Source organism: Coleofasciculus sp. E2-BRE-01 (assembly GCF_040221695.1).
GTDB lineage: Bacteria > Cyanobacteriota > Cyanobacteriia > Cyanobacteriales > Coleofasciculaceae > Coleofasciculus.
In genome coordinates, this window is the sequence record NZ_JAVKEA010000256.1 from 1 (window position 1) to 19,296 (window position 19,296).

A 19,296-nucleotide genomic window follows, 5' to 3' on the forward strand; every position below is an offset into this window, starting at 1 on the left:
GACTAATGACTAATGACTAATGACTAATGACTAATGACTAATGACTAATGACTAATGACTAATGACTAATGACTAATGACTAATGACTAATGACTAATGACTAATGACTAATGACTAATGACTAATGACTAATGACGACTATCAAGTAGGTGGCGCTTTACCCCTGGAGGCGACGAATTATGTGGTTCGGGCGGCGGATCAAGAACTTTATCTGGGATTGAAGGGGATGCGGTTTTGTTATGTGCTGAATTCTCGGCAGATGGGGAAGTCGAGTTTGTTGGTGCGGACAATGAAACGTTTGCAAGATCAGGGGTTCGCTTGTGTGGAAATGGAAATGCGGGATATCTGTAGTTTTCAAATTAATCAGGAGGAGTTTTATGGCACAATGGTGAGTCATTTGGTGAGTGGGTTTGAGTTGGATCTGGATGAGGCGGAATGGTGGTATCGGTATGCATATTTGACTTCATTTGAGCGGTTCAGTAAGTTCGTAGATGAGGAGGTATTAGGAAGGGTTGCGGGTAAGATTGTTATTTTTATTGATGAAATCGATAGTATTCTGAATTTAGACTTTAAAGATGATCTGTTTGGCTTTATCCGGACTTGTTATAATAAACGAGCATCTCAGCCGAAATACCAGCGTTTAACCTTTGCGTTGTTGGGAGTGGCGACGCCATCGGATTTGATTGCGGATAATCAGCGCACGCCGTTTAATATTGATAGTTTGGCGATTGAGTTAAAGGGGTTTACGTGGGAGGAAGCGAAACCTTTAGTTAGGGGATTACAGGGAAAGTTTCGTCATCCTGATGCGGTACTTCAAGCTATATTAAATTGGACAGGAGGACAACCCTTTCTGACGCAAAAGGTATGTCGGTTAGTGTGTCAGGCGGTAGGAGAACAAAGGGAACAAATGCTTCCCTACACCCCACACCCTACACCCCACACCCTATCTACTGGTTTGGTGGATCAGGTGGTACGATCGCACATTCTCGATAACTGGCTGTCTCAGGATAATCCTGAACATCTGCGGACGATTCGCGATCGCGTCTTGTCTGGACATCAAGATAGTCAACCGTTATTAATGCTGTATCACCGGATACTAAAACGGAAAAAAGTTCCGGCTGATGAGAATTATTTGCAGCAGCAATTAAGGTTATCGGGGTTAGTGGTGAAGCGGGGGGGACAGTTGCAGGTGGCGAATCGGATTTACGCCTCTGTTTTTGATCGCCATTGGGTGAATCAACAGCTTCAGCCGATTCCCTCTCCCTCGCCATCCCTTCCCCGGTGGCGGGTAATCGCCGCGACGGTAGGGGTAACAGTATTAGTGATGGGAATGCGATCGCTTGGCGTATGGCAATCTTGGGAATTCCAAACGTTTGATTGGTTTGGGCGATCGCGTCAGTCGGAGGAACCCGATCAACGGTTGTTGCTGGTACAGATTACTCGGCAGGATATCGCCAACTTAGGCAACGAATATCCACTGCATGATCGCACAATGCGGCAATTATTACAAGCCTTAGACCAATATCAGCCCCAACTTATCGGTTTAGATATCTATCGTGACCGACCTGAAGGCAAAGGTCAAGCAGAATTAATTGAGTATCTCAAAACGCGCGATCGCGTGATTCCGATTTGTACCCATCCCAATCAGAATGATCCCGAAGGTATCTCACCACCACCAGAAATTCCCGACAAGCGTTTGGGATTCAGTGATGTAATTACCGATTCCGATAGCATTGTTCGCCGTCATCTTTTAGCCATGAATCCGCCTCAACCTTCCAACTGTTCCGCCTACTATGCTTTTAGTTCCCAAATCGCCCTGCGTTATTTACAGAATCAGGGCTTTTCTGTTGACTTTCCCACCGCCAAACAATGGCAAATTGGCGGAATTCGCTTCAACATTCTGAATAGTCACCCTGGATTTTATACCACCTCCCAAGTCAAATCACACCAAATCATGCTTAACTATCGCCGCACCGAGGAAATTGCCCCAACTGTCACCCTAACTCAGGTACTCAATCATCAAGTGAATCCCGCCTTAATTAAAAACAAAATTATATTAATTGGCGTTACCGATCCCAGCGTCAAGGATTACTTTAAAACACCAGACAATCAAGAGATTCGCGGCTTACACCTTCACGCCCATAAAATCAGTCAACTGATTAGCGCTGTTACAGACAAACGTCCCCTACTTCAATTTCCCCCCTGGTGGATAGAGAGTCTTTGGATTGGAACTTGGGCGTTATCGGCGGGACTAATTAACTGGCGGATTTCCAGCTTAATCTATCGAGGAATCGCCAGCGGAATTATCCTGATTAGCATTGGAGGAGTTAGCTTTATTATTTTTATCACCCTTCATATTTACCTTCCCCTAACTCCCTCTATTTTTGCCCATCTAATCACCAACCTATGCACAGTTAAACACCAAACCCATAAACATCAACCCAACCCCAATCGATAGAACATCAATTACGCCTACCCCTCTGCGCCCTCTGCGTTAACCTCTGCGCCCCTCTGCGTTAAAAAAAACACCCAACCACCCAACCTCAAACCCGGAGAAAACAACAATGACTTTCCCAAACCTTCCACTCATTCTTTCCTTAATTCTGATCACCTCCACCCCACCCGCTACCAATAATCCACCCAAACCCCCAGACAGTGAACCCGCCGAAGAACGAAATCCCGGTGGAACTCGGGGTTCCTGTGAGAAAACCGATCAACCCTTTACCCCCTTATTACCCCTGACTAATAGCGAATTTTCAGGCTACACGCTTAGCGGATATCCTACCCTTTGGTTCTACATTCCCTATCAAACAAGTAGCCTAGAGTCTGGCAAATTTACCCTAGAAGACGAACAGCAAAATACCATCTACCGACAGGAATTTTCTCTACCCCAAACCCCCGGTTTAATTCAGATCCGTTTACCCAAAACCGCGCCACCCTTAGCCCAAAATCAACGCTACACCTGGAAACTCATGCTATATTGTACATCCTCCGGATCATCCATGCGCGATCGCGTTTGGCATCAGGGATGGGTGAAACGGTTAGACAACCAAGACTTAGAGACGCAGATACAGCAAGCGCCTTTACCCCAGCAGATTGACCTATTAATTGAACATAATCTTTGGTATGATCTGCCCCAGGATATCTCCCAGCTTCGTCGCCTCCCCTCAACCTGGGAAACCCTATTAAAATCAATGGGTTTAGAGGATTTACCACAAAGTGCGATCGCGGGTGACGTTGAAGCGATAGATGATTAATTGATCATTTGTCATTTGTCATTTGTCATTTGTCATTTGTCATTTGTCATTTGTCATTTGTCATTTGTCATTTGTTTAATTGTAGGGTGGGTTAGGCGGTACTAAATTCTGCCAATAACCGTTTAATCCTCTATCCGCCGTAACCCACCAATCATCACCCCAAATTGGGGGAAGGGGTTTGGTTGTTCCGTTATCGGTGGGGAGGGCGGGTTTTGTTGTTTCGTTATTGGTAGATATCTGAATTGATTCCCTAAACCCGCCCCTACAATTGTGACTAAACCCACCCCTACGGTTTGATATTATTTAATTGTTTATCTGTTTGTTAACCCGGCTGAATAATTATGAAATTGTTCCCCTTCTCCCTTGATGGGAGAAGGGGTTAGGGGATGAGGGTGATTCCCTAAACCCGCCCATACAGTTAGATATTATCTCATCATCCATCTACCACGGACTCCCAATAATCGTAAATCCTGCCCAATAATAAGGATGGGATAACCGTTGATTTGCCCGACTTCCCAATCCAGGAAGTGCAACATCTAACCCTTCAATTCCGGTTAACTTCCCTCCTTCAAAATACACCTGTTCCCGTAACATCGCCAGTTGCGCTTGACGCAAAGCTTCCGCTTTAATCGTGATATCCGGTAGGCGTAATTGGGCATAGAATCCACTCATTAAACTCAGCGTCGCTTCATCGCCCACATACCACAGACTAGCTACCGCCGACTTGACGCCAGTTTGTACCGCTAACCCGGCAAATCCTAATTCAGCCTCAATATTTCCCAGGGCGGTTTGACAGGCTGAGAGGACTAATAATTCGATAGGCGGGGGTAAATACCATTCCAGTTGGCGCACTTGATTGAGTCTCAGTTTTGTATCCCACAGTTGAATATAGGAATTACTCGGATTACCATCATTAAATTCAGCATGGGTGGCGAGATGGATAATCTCAAAAGGTTGGCGGCGACTCTCGGTTTTCAGATTACTGAGGGTAAATTCTTCGTTGAGGAAGGATTCCCCTGTCCACAAGGTTTGAGTGATAATCTTTAATTCGGTGTCTACTGTGGGTAATTCCCCTAAATCCGCAAATTCAGTGGCGCCCATGGCGAGAATTTGGGCATCTTTAACGGGTTGATAGCGTGTATTAGTGAGGCTAACACTGGGAATGGAACCAATGCTATAGTTTTCAATCAGAAACTGCTTGCCATCGTGTAACGCCGCCATAGGAAGTTGACGTAATCCGGCATCCATACAGAAGATAAGTGTATCAATATCTAAGGCGTCTAAGTCGGATTCCAGGGGGGCGATTAACCATTGATAAAGCTGTTGGGCGGCGGGGAGGTAGCCACGGGATTCGGTAATATCCGTAACCATCTCATGGAATTCATCGACGGTATTGTCTAGGGTGGTAATATTAGCAGCGGGAACCAGTTTACGGATATAATTGTCTTCCGGTAAAACTAATACCAATTCCAATCCTTCTGGCAGATGACGGGCATAGATGACAACCGCACGTTTTCCGGTTTGCTGTTCGATGGTTTTCAGGGTTTCCCGTAAGCTTTCGGCGGTAACGTTGGCATTGGTTAAGTTTTCGCCAAAGTAGTCTTCAAATTCATCTTCAAAGAGTTGGTCGATTTCGGCAATGATGTCATCTTGTTGGTTGGCTGGTAGTGGAGTTAGGGCGTTGTTAACGTTGAGGTTGATAGGTTGTTCGCCAGGAAATCTCCAGCTAATATTATAGTTTCCGGTTTCTGGGTCTTGGTTAATCGTAGTATCGGCGTCTAACGTATCCCCAACTCGAAAGGCTAATGACTCAATGGGATTTTGTTCTAAGTTTAGCTTGGGTGTTGGTTCTGGCACAGGAATGGGCGTTGGCGGTAGAGGTACAGCGCCCAGAATGGATATAATTTGAATTCGGTTTCTATCCCGTTTGTGGGTAAAGTAATAATCTCTAGTGGGTTCAATTGTCTGTATCCCCGCGTCATCATCTCTGGTAATCGCGCCTGCTGTGCCATTGATATTAGGATTACCGACAATAAAGGGAATCTCACCGTCTCCGCCGTGGCGAATAATAATGGTTCCGCCGTTGTCACCCCCAGCGACAGAAATACTGGCGTTGATGTTATTTTGGTCGATGAAGGAGTCGGTGGCTTGGAAATAACTGGGGGTGGTAATATCGACATCTCCACCTCTGCCATCACCCAGACTTTGAGCGTTAATCTGGCTGACTTTTATATTGCCACGGGCGTTGAGGGTAATATCACCGCCATCATTAAGATTAGAGGAATCCAGGATACCTGTTTCAATTTGTCCACTATTGCTGGTAAGGGAAATACCTGCGGGTGAGGTTAAATCTCCGGTTTTGATTTGTCCACGGGTGCTGGTAAAAGAAATGGCTGTCGGTGAGGTGAGATTATCGGTAATAATGTTATTGATAGCTGTGATATTGACCCCGATTGGGTTATCAGTAATATTGCCTTGAATGATTAAATTGTTGAGAGGGGTTGAGCCACCGATAATATCGTTAAATTCAATAATACCGTTTTCCGTTTCGAGAGTCAGGTTTTGAGTTCCATCAATGGTGTCGTGGAAGGTAATATCACCAGTACCGGATAGGGTGATAGAAATATCGTCAGCGAGGATAACTGAACCGTTGAAGATTAGGCTATTTTGATTGGTGGTGATATCGCCACTGAGAGTAATTGTGTTTGGTGCGGTAAGTTGGATTTCTCCGCCTTGGTTTGTTTGAGAAATAGCGTCAATTTGAGCAGAGGTAATGCTATCTGCTGCGTTAAGGGTAATATTACCACCTGTTCCCAAACCCGAGGAGGTAATGAGTGCGCCTTGGCTGGTATCGATATTGCCATTTTCGCTAGTAATACTGATGTTGCCACTATTGCCACTAAAACCACTCAAGAATGAGGTGATTTTACCTGTGGAAATATCGCGAGGTGCAAAAAGAGTTATATTACCGCCATTTTCACCGCCCGCTGCATTTAAAATACCTGCTGTGGCATCAATTGTTCCACCACTGGTGAGGATTATATCTCCGCCCATGTTACCAGACGTATTGATCCCAGCGGTTTTGATGTCGCCAGCAGCATAGAGAAAAACATCACCACCAGCACCAATATTTGTTCCCGCAGTAGTATTTGCTGTTGTTATAGTACCTAAAGTTGTGTTAATAGCTCCGCCACTGTTAAGGGTAATATTGCCTTGATCACTTACATCGATTTCACCTGTTGTAATATCGCTAGCGGCTGTAATAGTTAGATCCCCACCATTTACTCCAAAGGCAGCACCTAATTGAATTAATGCCGCAGAAGTGTCAACTTTACCTTCAAAACTGGTAATGATAATATCACCACCAGCAACATTTCCCCCATTAGTCTTTTTCAAAATATTGTCTGTTATTACAATGTCACCAGCCGCTGTAAGAGTCAAATCGCCTGATCCAGCAGAGTCAAAATCACTAACATTAATTGTTCCTTTACTGCTTATAATAGTAATGTTTTCACCTGTAACCCCCAAAAAAACTCCGCCTGAGCCAATGCTTGTAGCGGTGATATCACCATTTGCATTAAGAGTGATAGATCCTACATCAGTAGGTATAGCAATACCTGTAAAAAAACCTAATGTATGAAGACTTTGTATAGAAATATTCTGTCCTGCTTTCAACTCAATAGAACCACCATTAGTTGTTATTCCTTCATTGAGTTTAATGTCCCTGCTGGCTTCCAACGTAACGGTAGTATCTAAGGTTTGATTGACAAACCTCAAATCTGCATCCTCAAGCGCAATAATATCTCGCTGTGCTTGAAGAAGAATATTTCCAGTTAAGGCAGTGAGTGCTGTGTCATCAACTAAAAAGTCTGTGGTTGCACCGCCATCAGCCAAGAGAATTTCACTATCGGCTACCTGAGTATTATCATCAACTAGCCCATCATCAGGTTCAATAATAATATCCCTCGGATCAAGAAGTATTGTTCCATCTTTACCATTTGTCGCAGCTACATCAGCCATGCCGCTAAAGGCTAACGATTCCTTTCCTGATACCTCAACAAAACCCCCATTTCCTAACTCGCTCCCTCCACGAGCGCTAATATTCCCATAAAATCCAGTTACTTCATCAGACCAGACAATAACACGACCGCCATCTCCATTGAGTAAACTGTCCGCATTAATTGCCGAATCTCTGCTGACAAATGTGCGTAAGGCATTCGGAACCGTACCTTGTCCCTGATAATCGCCACCAATTCTTACAATCCCGCCACCGTCAGTCCCAGAAACATTAATATTGGCATTAAAGAGTCCTACCTTATTACCTAAAACATTAATCTCACCGCCAATACGTGGTGAGGGCGCAAAGCCTTGCGCCCCTACATTAGATGTATCAAGAGTGCCAGAAGCGATCGCTATTCCTCCTTCATTTGGTATAGTCGCGCCAGACTCGGTTAACTGTACTGTATTATCTGGATTAACACTTAACCCTGTCTCCCCTGTTTCACCACTTCCCGTTAACAATGTCGCCAAATCCAACGGCGCAACCGGAAGCAACATCCCCTGATTATCCCGTGGCGGTGCTATTTCTAAACTCAATAACTGTCCCGGTTGACTAATCCTGACCAAACTTTCCCCCGGAACCGCCGCAACTGTAATATTTCCTCCCGGTGCAGCTAATTCCCCGGTGCTGATAACAGTACCCCCCAGTAAGGTTAAATTATGCCCTTCTGTTACCGCCAAATTCCCCGCATTAATTACACTTCCTGGTTGCGCCAAATCAAAGGCAAAACCACTGGGATTTCCGACTAAATCCTGATACTCATTCCCGCCAAACGCATTAAACCAATTCCCCTCACCAAAACCAATCCCTGTGGCTGTCGTCGCGGTAAAATCCGCCGGGACATTCAACCACGCATTTTCCCCAAACACAATCCCCGCCGGATTCATGAGAAATAAATTAGAATTGCCCCCGCTTACCTGAATCAACCCGTTAATAATTGAAGCGTCACCGCCAACCACCCGCCCGAAAATATTGCGAATCTCAGGATTGGATAAAAAGTTGGCAATTTGACCCGCATCTAATCCAAACTGCTCAAAACTATGAAATAAATTGGCGTCATCCCTTGACAAACTGCCCCCCGTAATATCCAACTGATTCCCATTCGGCGTCACCACCGTTCCCGTCTCATCAGCCGCAGGAGTAATCGGTTGTGCATTCAGGGATGCTGGGGATAAAATAACCCCAGTGCCAAAGATTGCCCCCACCAGAGAAGAAGACGCGATCGCACGCCAACGCCCTAGACTCTGCCATTCCCTACCCGACTTGGTTTGAGGTATGTTTCCCATTGCACCCACCCCCAATATCAGTATTTTTATCTACCTCTAATTAATATTCTAAGTAGTCGGACAAAAGAAAACAGCACGCTCCGACAACTTTTGTAAATAGTCCTCAAACGGAAGCCCCGCAATTTCTTGCTCTAACTCTTTCTTGGTTTTTTCATGCTTTCTTGCGCCCAGAATGTTAAACCGCTTAATTATTATCCAGAGGCAATTCATGTTCTGGTGGTTCGAGTGCAGGTTGAGCATCTGTACCAGGAGGAACCACCACAAGCGGAGGAGGCGGTTCTAAAATCTTTTGCCATTCTTGAATTTGCACTTGAGCCGCATTGTAGGCTTCGGTTCCCGAAGGAATCATTTTAGCCAGTCGAATCGCTTCAGTTAAGCTAAGAGCGGCTCGATCTTGAGATAGAGCCAACAGTTGATAACTCCAGCGATTAACCGCCGAGACTGCATCACCTCTAACTTTGGCGGAACTGGGAACTTGTCTGGCTAAACGAATTGCCTCCACAATGGCGTCGGGGGTACCGGGAGTGGCAGCTTGATAGGCTTGTTGTAAGCGCTGTTGTCCCAAAACTTCTGTTTTCCAGCCCTTAACCAGGCTTTGTGCTTCCCCATAGAGTACCCGTCCGGATTTGATTTGTTCAGCCGCTGTGATCGCAGCCGGAAGATTGCCAGAATTGGCAAGGGTACGAGCTTGATCAAGATAGGGTTGGTCTTCTAGGCGTTGAACCGTGCGCGTCCAGTCTTTGATCTTACTCTGTGCTTCTGAGTAAAGAGCGCGATTGGGGGAAATCCGACGGGCTTCTTGGATGGCTTCTCGTAAGGATTGGACTCCGCCAAAGCTGGCAAGTTGGGTGGCGCGATCCAGATAGGGCTGATCTTCTATGGTTTGGATCTGACGAGTCCATTGGCTAATCTCCGCCCTCGCTTCCTGGTAGCGGGGATTACGGTTGGGAATCAGTTTGGCTTCTGCGATCGCGATCTGTAAATCACTCACTAGCCCAGAACTGGCAAACGTCCGCGCCCGTTCCAGTCGAGCCACGTCCTCAATTTCCCGTTGCCATCGATCAATTAATTCCTGACCTTCATCATATAGAGGACGAGCAGTACCCAATTTCTGCGCCGAGGCGATCGCGATTTCCAAATCCCCAATGCTTCCCGATTCAGCCAGGGATATGGCATTGGCTAAGTCAATCAAATCTGCCTTAACGTCTGGTAATTTCACGCTAGCGGGTAACTTATTGGCAATATCTAACACCCCTTGCCAGTTCCGTTGTTCTAAGCGGCTTGTCGCTAGTTTGAGTAATTTATTCCCACTCTCAGCAATTAAATCTTGAGCTTCTTTGTAGGCAAAACTCTTGGGCGTGATTTTCTCGGCAGCTTCAATCGCCTTTAAAATATCATCGACTCGACCACTTTTACTTAGCTTATAAGCTTCATCCAGCTTCTGACTATCATCTCGTCCGATTTGAATCAGATCCACAAGTTGGTTGTACTTGACAGCTGCCCAATACTGATTATCTATCGTTGTCAGCTTGACCGCTTCGCGAAATGCTAATGTCCAATTAGACTGTCTCAGCTGTTCCTCGGCTTGTTCATAAATCCCTGAAGCCTTTTGCCACAGCGTTTCCCATGCCTTAATTTGTTCTTTGACTAGCGTAAACGCCGGAACATCTCTAGGAATCTGGTTCGCAATCTCAATCGCTTCCTCTAGCTGACCGGCTTGAAACTTTTCTTCGCCAATCGCTAAAATCTCGACTGACCACTCTTCGATATGGCGATTAATTTCGGGGCGCAAGGGATGGTCTTTGGGTAAAGCATCGATGAGTGCGATCGCTTCTAACAAATCCTTGGTAGTGCGTTTATTTGCCGCAAGCTGGGCGCAATAGATACGTACCGATGCCGAAGCCGTGGGCCAAAAAATTGAGGGACAATTCGGCACAGCTGGTAGCTTCAGCAAAAGGGCAACAGAGGCAAATCCCATCCCCCCTGAAACCACCATAATCACCACTACCCAAAATGCCCAACCGAATGTAAAGCGTCGTTTTGGTTCTTTCGGCTGTTGAGGAGAAGGTGGGGCTGGCTTCGTCGTCACTGGTTGGGGAGTGGCTTGACGATGAGAGGTTGAATGTCCGACCCGATGAGGATCAACAGCATTCCTCTGGTGTTGCCAATCCTGGCTCCAACTGGGTTGGGAAGACCGAGTAGCATACCAATGATCGGGCATTTTTCGATTTTTAGTCATAACTCACTCCACCACTCGCTAAGCCTAATGCTGTGGGTTTTATAGCACCCTCAGTTGTTGCAATACTACTCTCGTTAGACAGAAAACGCTATATTCTCCCTGAGACTTGATCGGGAATGGGAGCTAGGACAATTGCCGTTAAGATGAGAATGATTGCTCTTATATCTAATCACTAACGCCATACCTCCCAGGGAGAAAACTACCCAAATTGGTGTTCATTCTATAAAGGCAGACTAGAGCCAATCAACTCTCACCTTTCCCATTCCCAACTCCCCTAACTCAATCTCGATTAAACGGACTCAGCTTTTAAATCCTGAATCAGTTGAGCCAGTTCATCGCCACTCGCTTGGTAAACTTCCCCACAGAAGTGGCAAGTTGCTTCAGCGCCTTCGTCTTTTTCAATCATATCCCGAAGTTCGGCTTCACCTAGCATCTTCAGCGCTCCTAAAACGCGATCAAACGAGCAACCGCAGTCAAATCGTACCATTTGGATTTCAGGCAGAATCACCAAACCCAAATCACCCAAAATCTGTTCAAAGATAGCCGGTAACGTTTTACCTTCCTGCAACAGGGGCGTGAATCCGGATAGCTTGGCGATGCGAGATTCTAAAATCTGCACTAAAGACTCGTCTCTAGCTGCTTTCGGTAAGATTTGGATTAATAGCCCTCCCGATGCAGTTACGCCATCAGCGCCGACAAATACACCCACAATCAGTGCTGATGGGGTCTGTTCAGATGTGAGCAGGTAATGAGCAATGTCATCGCCAATTTCTCCCGACACCAGTTCTACTGTACTGGAATAGGGATAGCCATATCCCACATCTCGGATCACATATAGATAACCGTCACGCCCAACTGCACCGCCAACATCGAGTTTGCCAGATTCGTTGGGCGGTAGTTCAATAGCAGGGTTATCCACATACCCTCTAACCGTACCATCTAATCCTGCATCAACCAAAATTCCACCCAAGGGACCCTTTCCCTTGACCCGAATATTCACCCTTGACCCTTCCCGCTTCATATTAGACGCCAACAATAAGCCAGATGACATTGTGCGCCCTAGGGCAGCCGTTGCCACATAAGAAAGCTGATGGCGCTGGCGGGCTTCTTCGGTGAGGCGCGTGGTAATCACACCGACGGCGCGGATACCCCCTTCTGCTGCTGTGGCGCGAATTAACTGATCAGCCATGGATAAACCTTACACTTCTTAACATACTCCCTTTTTATTTTAGATTGGGTCGTTCGCATCAGGCGCGATCGCACCGTTGATAGTCGGCGATGGATTCGCGAGTGTACCTTCCCTGGGGACAACGATTAAAAGGATTAATATAATGTAATATCGAGAGTTACACTCTTGAGCAACAGACCTATTGTTTTTGGACACAGATTATGTTGGGAACCTTTCAACAAAGTCACCTCCGCATTGAACTCGAAGCCCCCCATACTGTTATCCGAGACAGTCTGCTGCATTCAGAGAAACTGCGCCAATGGTTACCGACTCAACGCCTTTCCCCTGGATTACCCGAACAACTCCATCCCGGAGTCACCTTTACCAGTTGGATTGGTCCGGTTGCTATCCAACATCAGGTAGAGGTAGCTGAGTCTTACGGGTTACGACTGCTATTGAGCCAGGGAATCGATGGCTATCACGAATGGTGTTGGGGTGAAGGATGGGTACAGTCTCGCTTAGAAGGCGTGTCTATGTTGCCGTTAAATATGGGTCAAACCTTGAGTTTGCTGCGGCTACGAGAATTTATTGCTACCCAGCAATGACGATAGGAGGAGTAGAAAACAGTGGAAGATGTAGAGACGTAGCATGCTACGTCTCTACTATTGCCTAACAAATGACAAAGGACGAATGACGAATGACGAATGACGAACCGACTCAACGTCGCTTTAATTTTTTGGGGATTGCAATATTCATCCGATTGTGAAAGTCTTCCTGTACCTTGTGACTTAGGCGGCGAGACACTTGGCGGACGATTTGCTGCAACAGGCGATCGCCTGTACTCTGAATCAAAGACTGGGGTAACTTCTGGATAAACTTAGGAAACCGTACACCAACGCTTAAATCAAGCTCCCACTCGATACGGGTAATGGTGGGGGGAAGTTCTAGTCCCTTAAGCTGTTGCTCAGAAAAATACTCGTGAGTTGGAATCGGCACAAACCCTTGAGTCGCCTGAAAGTCAACCTCATAACCAGGAGGATTGTAACCGGGGACGGGGATCGTCTGAATTTTATAGATCCCATCTTGGCGCGGAAGTAGTTCTAGCCCGATTTTTGGCTCAACTTCATAGCCGAATGACCCAAAACGCCCAATCGTTAAAGCATAACCATTGGCTCCAATCGGTTCAGCATTCATCGGATGGGCGCAGTCACGAAACCATTCTTGGTGAGTATCCAGATAAGCCGTTACTCGTTCCGGTTCGGCATACATCTCTACACCATTTTGGAAGTGACCGTAAAACTGAGTCAACTCAGGCGCTAATTGGCATGATTGGGACTCGTCCCGCTCAGGCTCGGTAAAAGTCGATTGGGTATCTAGATGCACTGGCTCGATTGTGATGGGTTGCTGGTTAAGGAATTGGGACTGCATAATTGCTCCACGGTGTCAGTTAGGGTTGGTGCCTATTGCTAGGATGCCCACTGGCGATTGTTCATTCTCTCTTTCATCTTCACGAATTTACGGTATAAATCTGCACATCTGGTAAAACTTCATTGATAATTTATAGAATTGACAAGAGAATGTTAAGGACTCGAATCAAAAATACTGGCTCTTTACAGCATAACTTGTGTATCTTGCCGTCAACTCTCACTGTTGAAGGAAATTTCTAGATGAAAGCATTGGTCGCCGGAGCGACAGGTCAAACAGGACGCCGAATCGTCAATGAACTGGTCAAACGCAATATCCCCGTTCGCGCTTTGGTGCGTAACTTGGAGAAAGGGCAGGAAATTTTACCCCCTGAAGCCGAGTTAGTCGTTGGGGATGTATTGAAGCCTGAGAGTCTCAGCGCTGCTGTGGGAGATAGCACGGTAGTTTTTTGTGCCACAGGTGCTACACCCAGCTTCAATCCCCTAGAACCCTACCAAGTAGACTATGAGGGGACAAAGAACCTGATCGATATTGCCAAAGCTAAAAACATTGAGCATTTTGTCATGGTTTCCTCACTTTGCGTCTCTCAACTTTTACATCCCCTAAATCTGTTTTGGTTAATTTTGGTTTGGAAAAAGCAGGCTGAGGAGTATCTCCAGAAAAGTGGCTTAACCTATACCATTGTCCGACCTGGGGGGCTGAAAAACGAAGATACGCCTGATTCTGTGGTAATGTCATCAGCGGATACACTATTTGATGGGAGTATCCCCCGCACGAAAGTGGCACAGGTTTGTGTCGAGGCGCTATTTCAAGGCGAGGCGCGTAATAAGATTGTAGAAGTGATTGCCCGTCCAGAAGCGAGCGATCGCAGTTGGCAAGAACTATTCGCTAATGTTGCCTAATCTAACTGTAGAGACGTAGCATGCTGCGTCTCTACAGTCTATGGGATCGAATTTTATAGCCATGGGTTATGAAACGTCTAATTCAGTGGATTAATATCCTAATTTTAATGATCCTATTCCTCGAACTGCGTGAAGAATATCAACGAGGGGAATGGAGTTTTAATAATCCCAGAGGTGAAAAGGGGACTCAACCGTTAGTCATGCGAGGCGGTGATCCTTATATTCGGGCGCTGATGCGAACAATTTCCGCAAGTGAGGCAAATGTGTCTCAACCTTATTCGGTAGTGTACGGAGGAGAACATGTCTGGGATTTAAGCGATCATCCCAATCGCTGTGTGCCGATTGTCGCAGGTCCTAATGTGGGGAATTGTACCACCGCCGCTGGACGATATCAGTTTATTAACACGACTTGGTATGACAAAGCCAGACGCTATCATCCTCAGCCTTGGCAATTATTGTGGTGGAGTAACTATAGCTTTGAGCCACAATATCAGGATGCGGTTGTTTATGCTTGGCTGAGTGATAATCAAGCGTGGGGAATGGATATTTCCCAACAATTGCGCCAAGGTAAAGTGGATCAAGTATTGCGGCGATTGTCGGGAACCTGGACAAGTCTGGGTTATGGTATTGAAACAAATTCAATGACTCGATATTTACCGGGGATTTATCAGCGAATTCTTCAGGAAGAATTACAACAAAGTTGAACAAAAGCAAAGGATAAATGTTAAATTTATAAATAATAAGTCAATTGCAGGAGCGGGTTTAGTCACAATTGTAGGGGCGGGTTTAGGAACTACAGTCAGCTATTGCTGAAATAACTGAACAACAAAACCCGCCCTATCTCACCGATAAGTGCTATATGATTTTCTTATGCAATCTGGCTTCTAAGCTGTTATGCATTTAAATTGGGTATTAGTAGCGAGCAAGATGCTCTACATACAAGGATTTTGCCATTATTGACATTAAGGTTTAAATGCCGAATAGCTTACCTTATGCCTTGTTTTTCTGTAAGTATTCAACCGAAATTAAAATAAAATGCCGAATCAATCACAGGAACAAATCCGCGCCCACGTTTTCATTTCTGGACAAGTTCAAGGCGTTGGCTATCGTCTTTCAACCGTCAGTGAAGCCCGTCGATGGGGTGTAAATGGTTGGGTGCGAAATTTGTCCGATGGTCGAGTTGAAGCGGTATTTGAAGGGGATAAATCAGGAGTTGAGGAAATGATTAATTGGTGTCATCAGGGTCCTTCTGCTGCTGTGGTGAAAGATGTGGCGGTGGAGTATGAGGAACCGAAAGGGTTGAGCGGATTTGAGACAAGGCGGTGACTTGTTCGTTGTTCAGGAAATAGAGATCATATTGTATTGTAGGGGCGCAAGGCTTGCGCCCTTTACCATGTACCTCACCCGATTTAGAAATGCTATATTAATTCCAGCGATTTTGGCAATAATTGAGAATCTCGCTAGGAGTATCGAGTTGGCTGGTTAAATTTCCCGTGCGGATAAATAGACATTCTTTGGTTTGACCGCTTTTAGCGTCTTTGAGTTTGACATAGACGGGACGCGGGGAAGGGTCAAGGCTAATCCGACAAATGTCTTTACCTTCGATTTCGTGGAAGGTGATATGAATGTAGGGGGCGATGTCTTTACCGAGTTCTTTTAGCAGTAAGTCGTTGGTTAAAAAGAGTTCATAGCCGTCGCGGTTTTTCTTTTGTACGGTTTGGTAGTCGTGATTTAAGCCAATGATTTTGCCTTCATCCTTGACGCCGATTAATAAGGTTCCACCGTGATGGGCGTTTAAGAAAGCAGCAACGGTTTTTAGGATAACCTGTTCCATCGCCTTATTTTTCTTATTTTCCCGCATATCCCAACGGGCGGAGGATTTGAATTCTAATTCGGCGCTTTCGCCTTGGTTGATGAGGTCAATAATTTCTGCGTCACCAGTTAGGGGGGTGAAGGTTTTATAGGCGTCTAGGGCGGCTTGTTTGGTTTCTTCGGGAACGATGGGAAAGGTACTGAGAATGTGTTTAAATTCAGCTTCGGTTAAGTTATAGAGGTGGGCAATCATACCATCGAGTTCAGCGCGAAGTTTGGCGCGTTCGGTTTCATCAGTGACGCCGTTTTTATGGGAACCGAGTCCGACTTCTTGGGCTAAGTCATCAAATTCTGGAGTAGTGCAGATGAGTTTGGCGGCGCGTTCGACGATTTCGTTGAAGTAGGGTTCGCCTTCTGTGAGGCGGGGGACAGGGAGTTGGTAAATGTAGAACATATTGATATTTGCTGAAACCATCTGACGAATGTAAAAGTCAAGTGCAAAAGAATTGAAGATGGTTAAAGCCGCCAGCAGTTCAGAATTGGATAAATTATCCAATACAGAATCTTTAGTTGACGACACTAAGATAGAATTTCCACAAAAGGCGTTCTGATGTATTAGACTAACTATCAGTGTTCTGATATCACTGGCTCTGCCTATTGCTCTAAATCCTAGACGGTAATTTTGATAATCTAAATTTTGTTCTTTTTCTTCTTTTCCACGTCCTAAGAGTTTCACCCTAGCTTCCTCTTCATCTATCCAATATTTCGGTTCAGCATATTGGTGGGTAAATTGATGAATCATTTTACCTTCATAGAGCGGTAATCTTCCTGCTGCTGGCTGCGAATTGAATAAATGACTATCATTCGTCATGTGAAATTCTGAAGTTAATTTCAGATTCCACTTCCCTGGAATCTTTTCCCCCAGTAAGGGGAACTTGCTCATCTTTTGGGCAATACGAATGTCTGTCTCATTCTTAAACTCCATCACCGAGAGTGAATCAGGAGATAACTTGCGAATTAGCGAGACTAAAATTTTAATATGTTCATCCTTATCATTTAGGAAAATATTTAATTTTTCAGGTTTAATCGCCTCTCGTGGATTAATCCGGAAAGCTGCATTAAAGCTATTAGTGTGTTTATCAAATTTATTTGTGATTAAGGCTATTTTAAATGAGTGATGAACTCCCTCGAAGATGAACTTCTCATTGGATAATCCAAACAGAGAATCTAGTTCAGTCTGAGAAAACAGCATTTCTCGTAACTGCTTAGAGCCAAGATCAGTATAAATGCCTGAAGGTACAATAATTCCACAACGTCCTCCAGATAATAATAGATTAAAACACTGCTCTATAAATAATTTGTACAGATTAATATCAGTGCCAACCTTTCTACCGTTAACAGTAGAAATCTGATTTTTATACTGTTCAGCTAAACGATAGTATGTACTGACATAAGGGAATTGGCTTTGATACTCAATCCAAGCCTGAGCAATTTCATAATCTTGTAGCAGTTTATTCTTTTGCTTCTCAAATGATTTAATGTCCATTTTCTTCTTTTTTACCAAGTCGCTATATGCAGCAAAGAATTCCTTTGCATTTGGTTTAAATACTTCCCATGGTGGATTAGTGATAATCGCATCAAAGCCGCCTCTCTCTTCAATAATCTTGTCAAAGTGATACCCCCAGTGAAACGGCTTCAGCGCTTCAATATTCTCAATCGTCAATAGCCGCTTCTTGGCTTTCCCCTTCAACTGCGCCTGTTCATACTTAATCTTCAACTTCGCACTAAACTCATCCAGTAATAACTTATTTAACTTATTGTACGAATCGCGGTTTAGATTCTCAATATCATCCCGCAGCATTTGTAATCGACAATCCTGAGAGGTTCCTTCAATATCTTCTGGCTGAAAAGCGTGTTTTTTGTATGACTCTATATTTTTGTTCTTGTCGTCCAAAATTGCCCGATAACTATTAGCAGCTAGAGGTTGCAGTAAATTTCCCTGTTTATATTTGGAGTCGCCAACGGTATCAAATCCTTCCTCATCCACCCGAATCAATCCGATTAAGGAATTCCCCACCATGATGTTAAAATCAATATTCGGTAAGGGTTCTAACTCCTTAACCTCCTGGGCGGAAGAAACCAGCGCCAAAAATAACCGTAATTTAGCAATTTCCGTCGCCTCCTCCATGATATCTACGCCATAGAGGTTATCGGTAATAATCCGCTTTTTGACAAAATAAGATAATGAGGGATGATTTGCCTCAATCTTATTTAACCACGCTTTCAAACGCCGATCGCCCTTTAACTTGATTGTGCCGATAACCGCCGTGTAGACTGAGATAAGCGTCTTCATCGCCGCGACGAGGAAGGCTCCAGAACCGCAAGCAGGGTCAAGTAATGATAGATTAGGAAGGATATCGTGGATTAAGCGATCGCACAACGGGGAGTCAAGCTTAATCAGGAGTTCGTTGATATCCGCAAACCCTTCCCCCTGGTTAGAGACAGATGGGGAGGAATCTAGAATCGATGCATTCACCCGATCTAAAATAAGCTTATTAATCGTGCGATCGCATAAATACTCGGTAATCTCCGGGCGGGTATAATACGCCCCAAACGCCTTCTGGTTAATATACTTCTCAAAGATATACCCCAACACATCCGGGTTAATTTCATCATCCTTACCCCCAGGGGTATCATCCAGATTCCAGGAATAGCGAGAAAACAAATCCAAAATCTGCTCAAACGCCTCATCCGCTATATCAATATGCGGATACTCTTGCTCAATCCGATGCTTAAGAAATAATCCCCCATTCAAATAGTTTACCCGTCCAAGTAACCGTTGCACCTCCGGTTCCCGTTCAAATTCCGGTTTAGCAAATCCTTCAAAAAATAGCGCCTGGAGAAACTCCCGAAAAAAGCGGTTCTCTCCCCGCTGCTTACTCTCGGCTAACTTATTGTGCAGATAATCGAAATCGCCATTATCAATAAACCCCTTCTTCTGCAAGAATTGGACTTTGGACAAAAAAACTAAATTTGCGTAAATGTTACGCAAATGTAGTTTGAAGTTAATTAAGAGGAATTAATTTAACTATGACCGAAAAGTTTTACTCGTCTTTAACTCCCTCATTTTCCCCAGAGATATCCGGC

General features: G+C 45.0%; 10 protein-coding genes and 1 pseudogene. 6 read left to right on the top strand and 5 right to left on the bottom strand.

All coding sequences use genetic code 11. From position 1 onward, the window contains the following. The first annotated feature begins 124 nt into the window (after positions 1-124). Positions 125-2,458 carry a CHASE2 domain-containing protein gene (locus RIG66_RS34045; RefSeq protein ID WP_446384572.1) on the top strand — a complete coding sequence of 778 codons (2,334 nt, stop codon included), beginning with the start codon at positions 125-127 and terminating at the stop codon, positions 2,456-2,458. A gap of 106 nt (positions 2,459-2,564) precedes the next feature. After that, on the top strand, positions 2,565-3,257 hold the full coding sequence (locus RIG66_RS34050; protein ID WP_446384574.1) for a DUF928 domain-containing protein: 693 nt from the start codon (positions 2,565-2,567) through the stop codon (positions 3,255-3,257). Positions 3,258-3,698: 441 nt separating this feature from the next. On the opposite strand, the gene RIG66_RS34055 is transcribed toward RIG66_RS34050, so the two are convergent. From RIG66_RS34055 to hslO, 3 genes are all read right to left on the bottom strand, one after another. Further along, positions 3,699-8,603 (bottom strand): CHAT domain-containing protein, encoded by a 4,905-nt coding sequence (locus RIG66_RS34055; RefSeq protein ID WP_446384576.1) that lies wholly within the window; start codon positions 8,601-8,603, stop codon positions 3,699-3,701. Positions 8,604-8,787: 184 nt separating this feature from the next. Then, complete coding sequence (locus RIG66_RS34060; RefSeq protein ID WP_446384578.1) at positions 8,788-10,842, bottom strand: chromosome segregation ATPase; 2,055 nt, start codon at positions 10,840-10,842, stop codon at positions 8,788-8,790. A 289-nt stretch (positions 10,843-11,131) separates the two neighbouring features. Next, positions 11,132-12,031: an Hsp33 family molecular chaperone HslO gene (gene hslO, locus RIG66_RS34065; protein ID WP_446384580.1), complete on the bottom strand. Its 900-nt coding sequence runs from the start codon at positions 12,029-12,031 to the stop codon at positions 11,132-11,134. A gap of 200 nt (positions 12,032-12,231) precedes the next feature. Here hslO and RIG66_RS34070 point away from each other — a divergent pair, with 200 nt between their 5' ends. Then, a complete protein-coding gene (locus tag RIG66_RS34070; protein ID WP_446384582.1) occupies positions 12,232-12,615 on the top strand; it encodes a hypothetical protein in 384 nt (127 codons plus the stop codon). Positions 12,616-12,727: 112 nt separating this feature from the next. On the opposite strand, the gene RIG66_RS34075 is transcribed toward RIG66_RS34070, so the two are convergent. Further along, positions 12,728-13,438, bottom strand: coding sequence for a DUF1997 domain-containing protein (locus tag RIG66_RS34075; RefSeq protein WP_446384584.1), 711 nt, complete (start codon positions 13,436-13,438; stop codon positions 12,728-12,730). Positions 13,439-13,677: 239 nt separating this feature from the next. Here RIG66_RS34075 and RIG66_RS34080 point away from each other — a divergent pair, with 239 nt between their 5' ends. The 3 genes from RIG66_RS34080 (at position 13,678) to RIG66_RS34090 (ending at position 15,663) form a co-directional block, all read left to right on the top strand. Then, positions 13,678-14,337 (top strand): SDR family oxidoreductase, encoded by a 660-nt coding sequence (locus RIG66_RS34080; RefSeq protein ID WP_446384586.1) that lies wholly within the window; start codon positions 13,678-13,680, stop codon positions 14,335-14,337. 68 nt (positions 14,338-14,405) lie between these two features. Continuing rightward, a complete protein-coding gene (locus RIG66_RS34085; RefSeq protein WP_446384588.1) occupies positions 14,406-15,041 on the top strand; it encodes a glycoside hydrolase family 24 protein in 636 nt (211 codons plus the stop codon). Between the two features lie 331 nt (positions 15,042-15,372). Further along, positions 15,373-15,663 carry an acylphosphatase gene (locus tag RIG66_RS34090; protein WP_446384590.1) on the top strand — a complete coding sequence of 97 codons (291 nt, stop codon included), beginning with the start codon at positions 15,373-15,375 and terminating at the stop codon, positions 15,661-15,663. A gap of 97 nt (positions 15,664-15,760) precedes the next feature. Here the strand turns inward: RIG66_RS34090 and RIG66_RS34095 are convergent. Next, positions 15,761-19,198 (bottom strand): annotated as a pseudogene (locus tag RIG66_RS34095) (Eco57I restriction-modification methylase domain-containing protein); the annotation flags it as partial. Positions 19,199-19,296 lie beyond the last annotated feature (98 nt).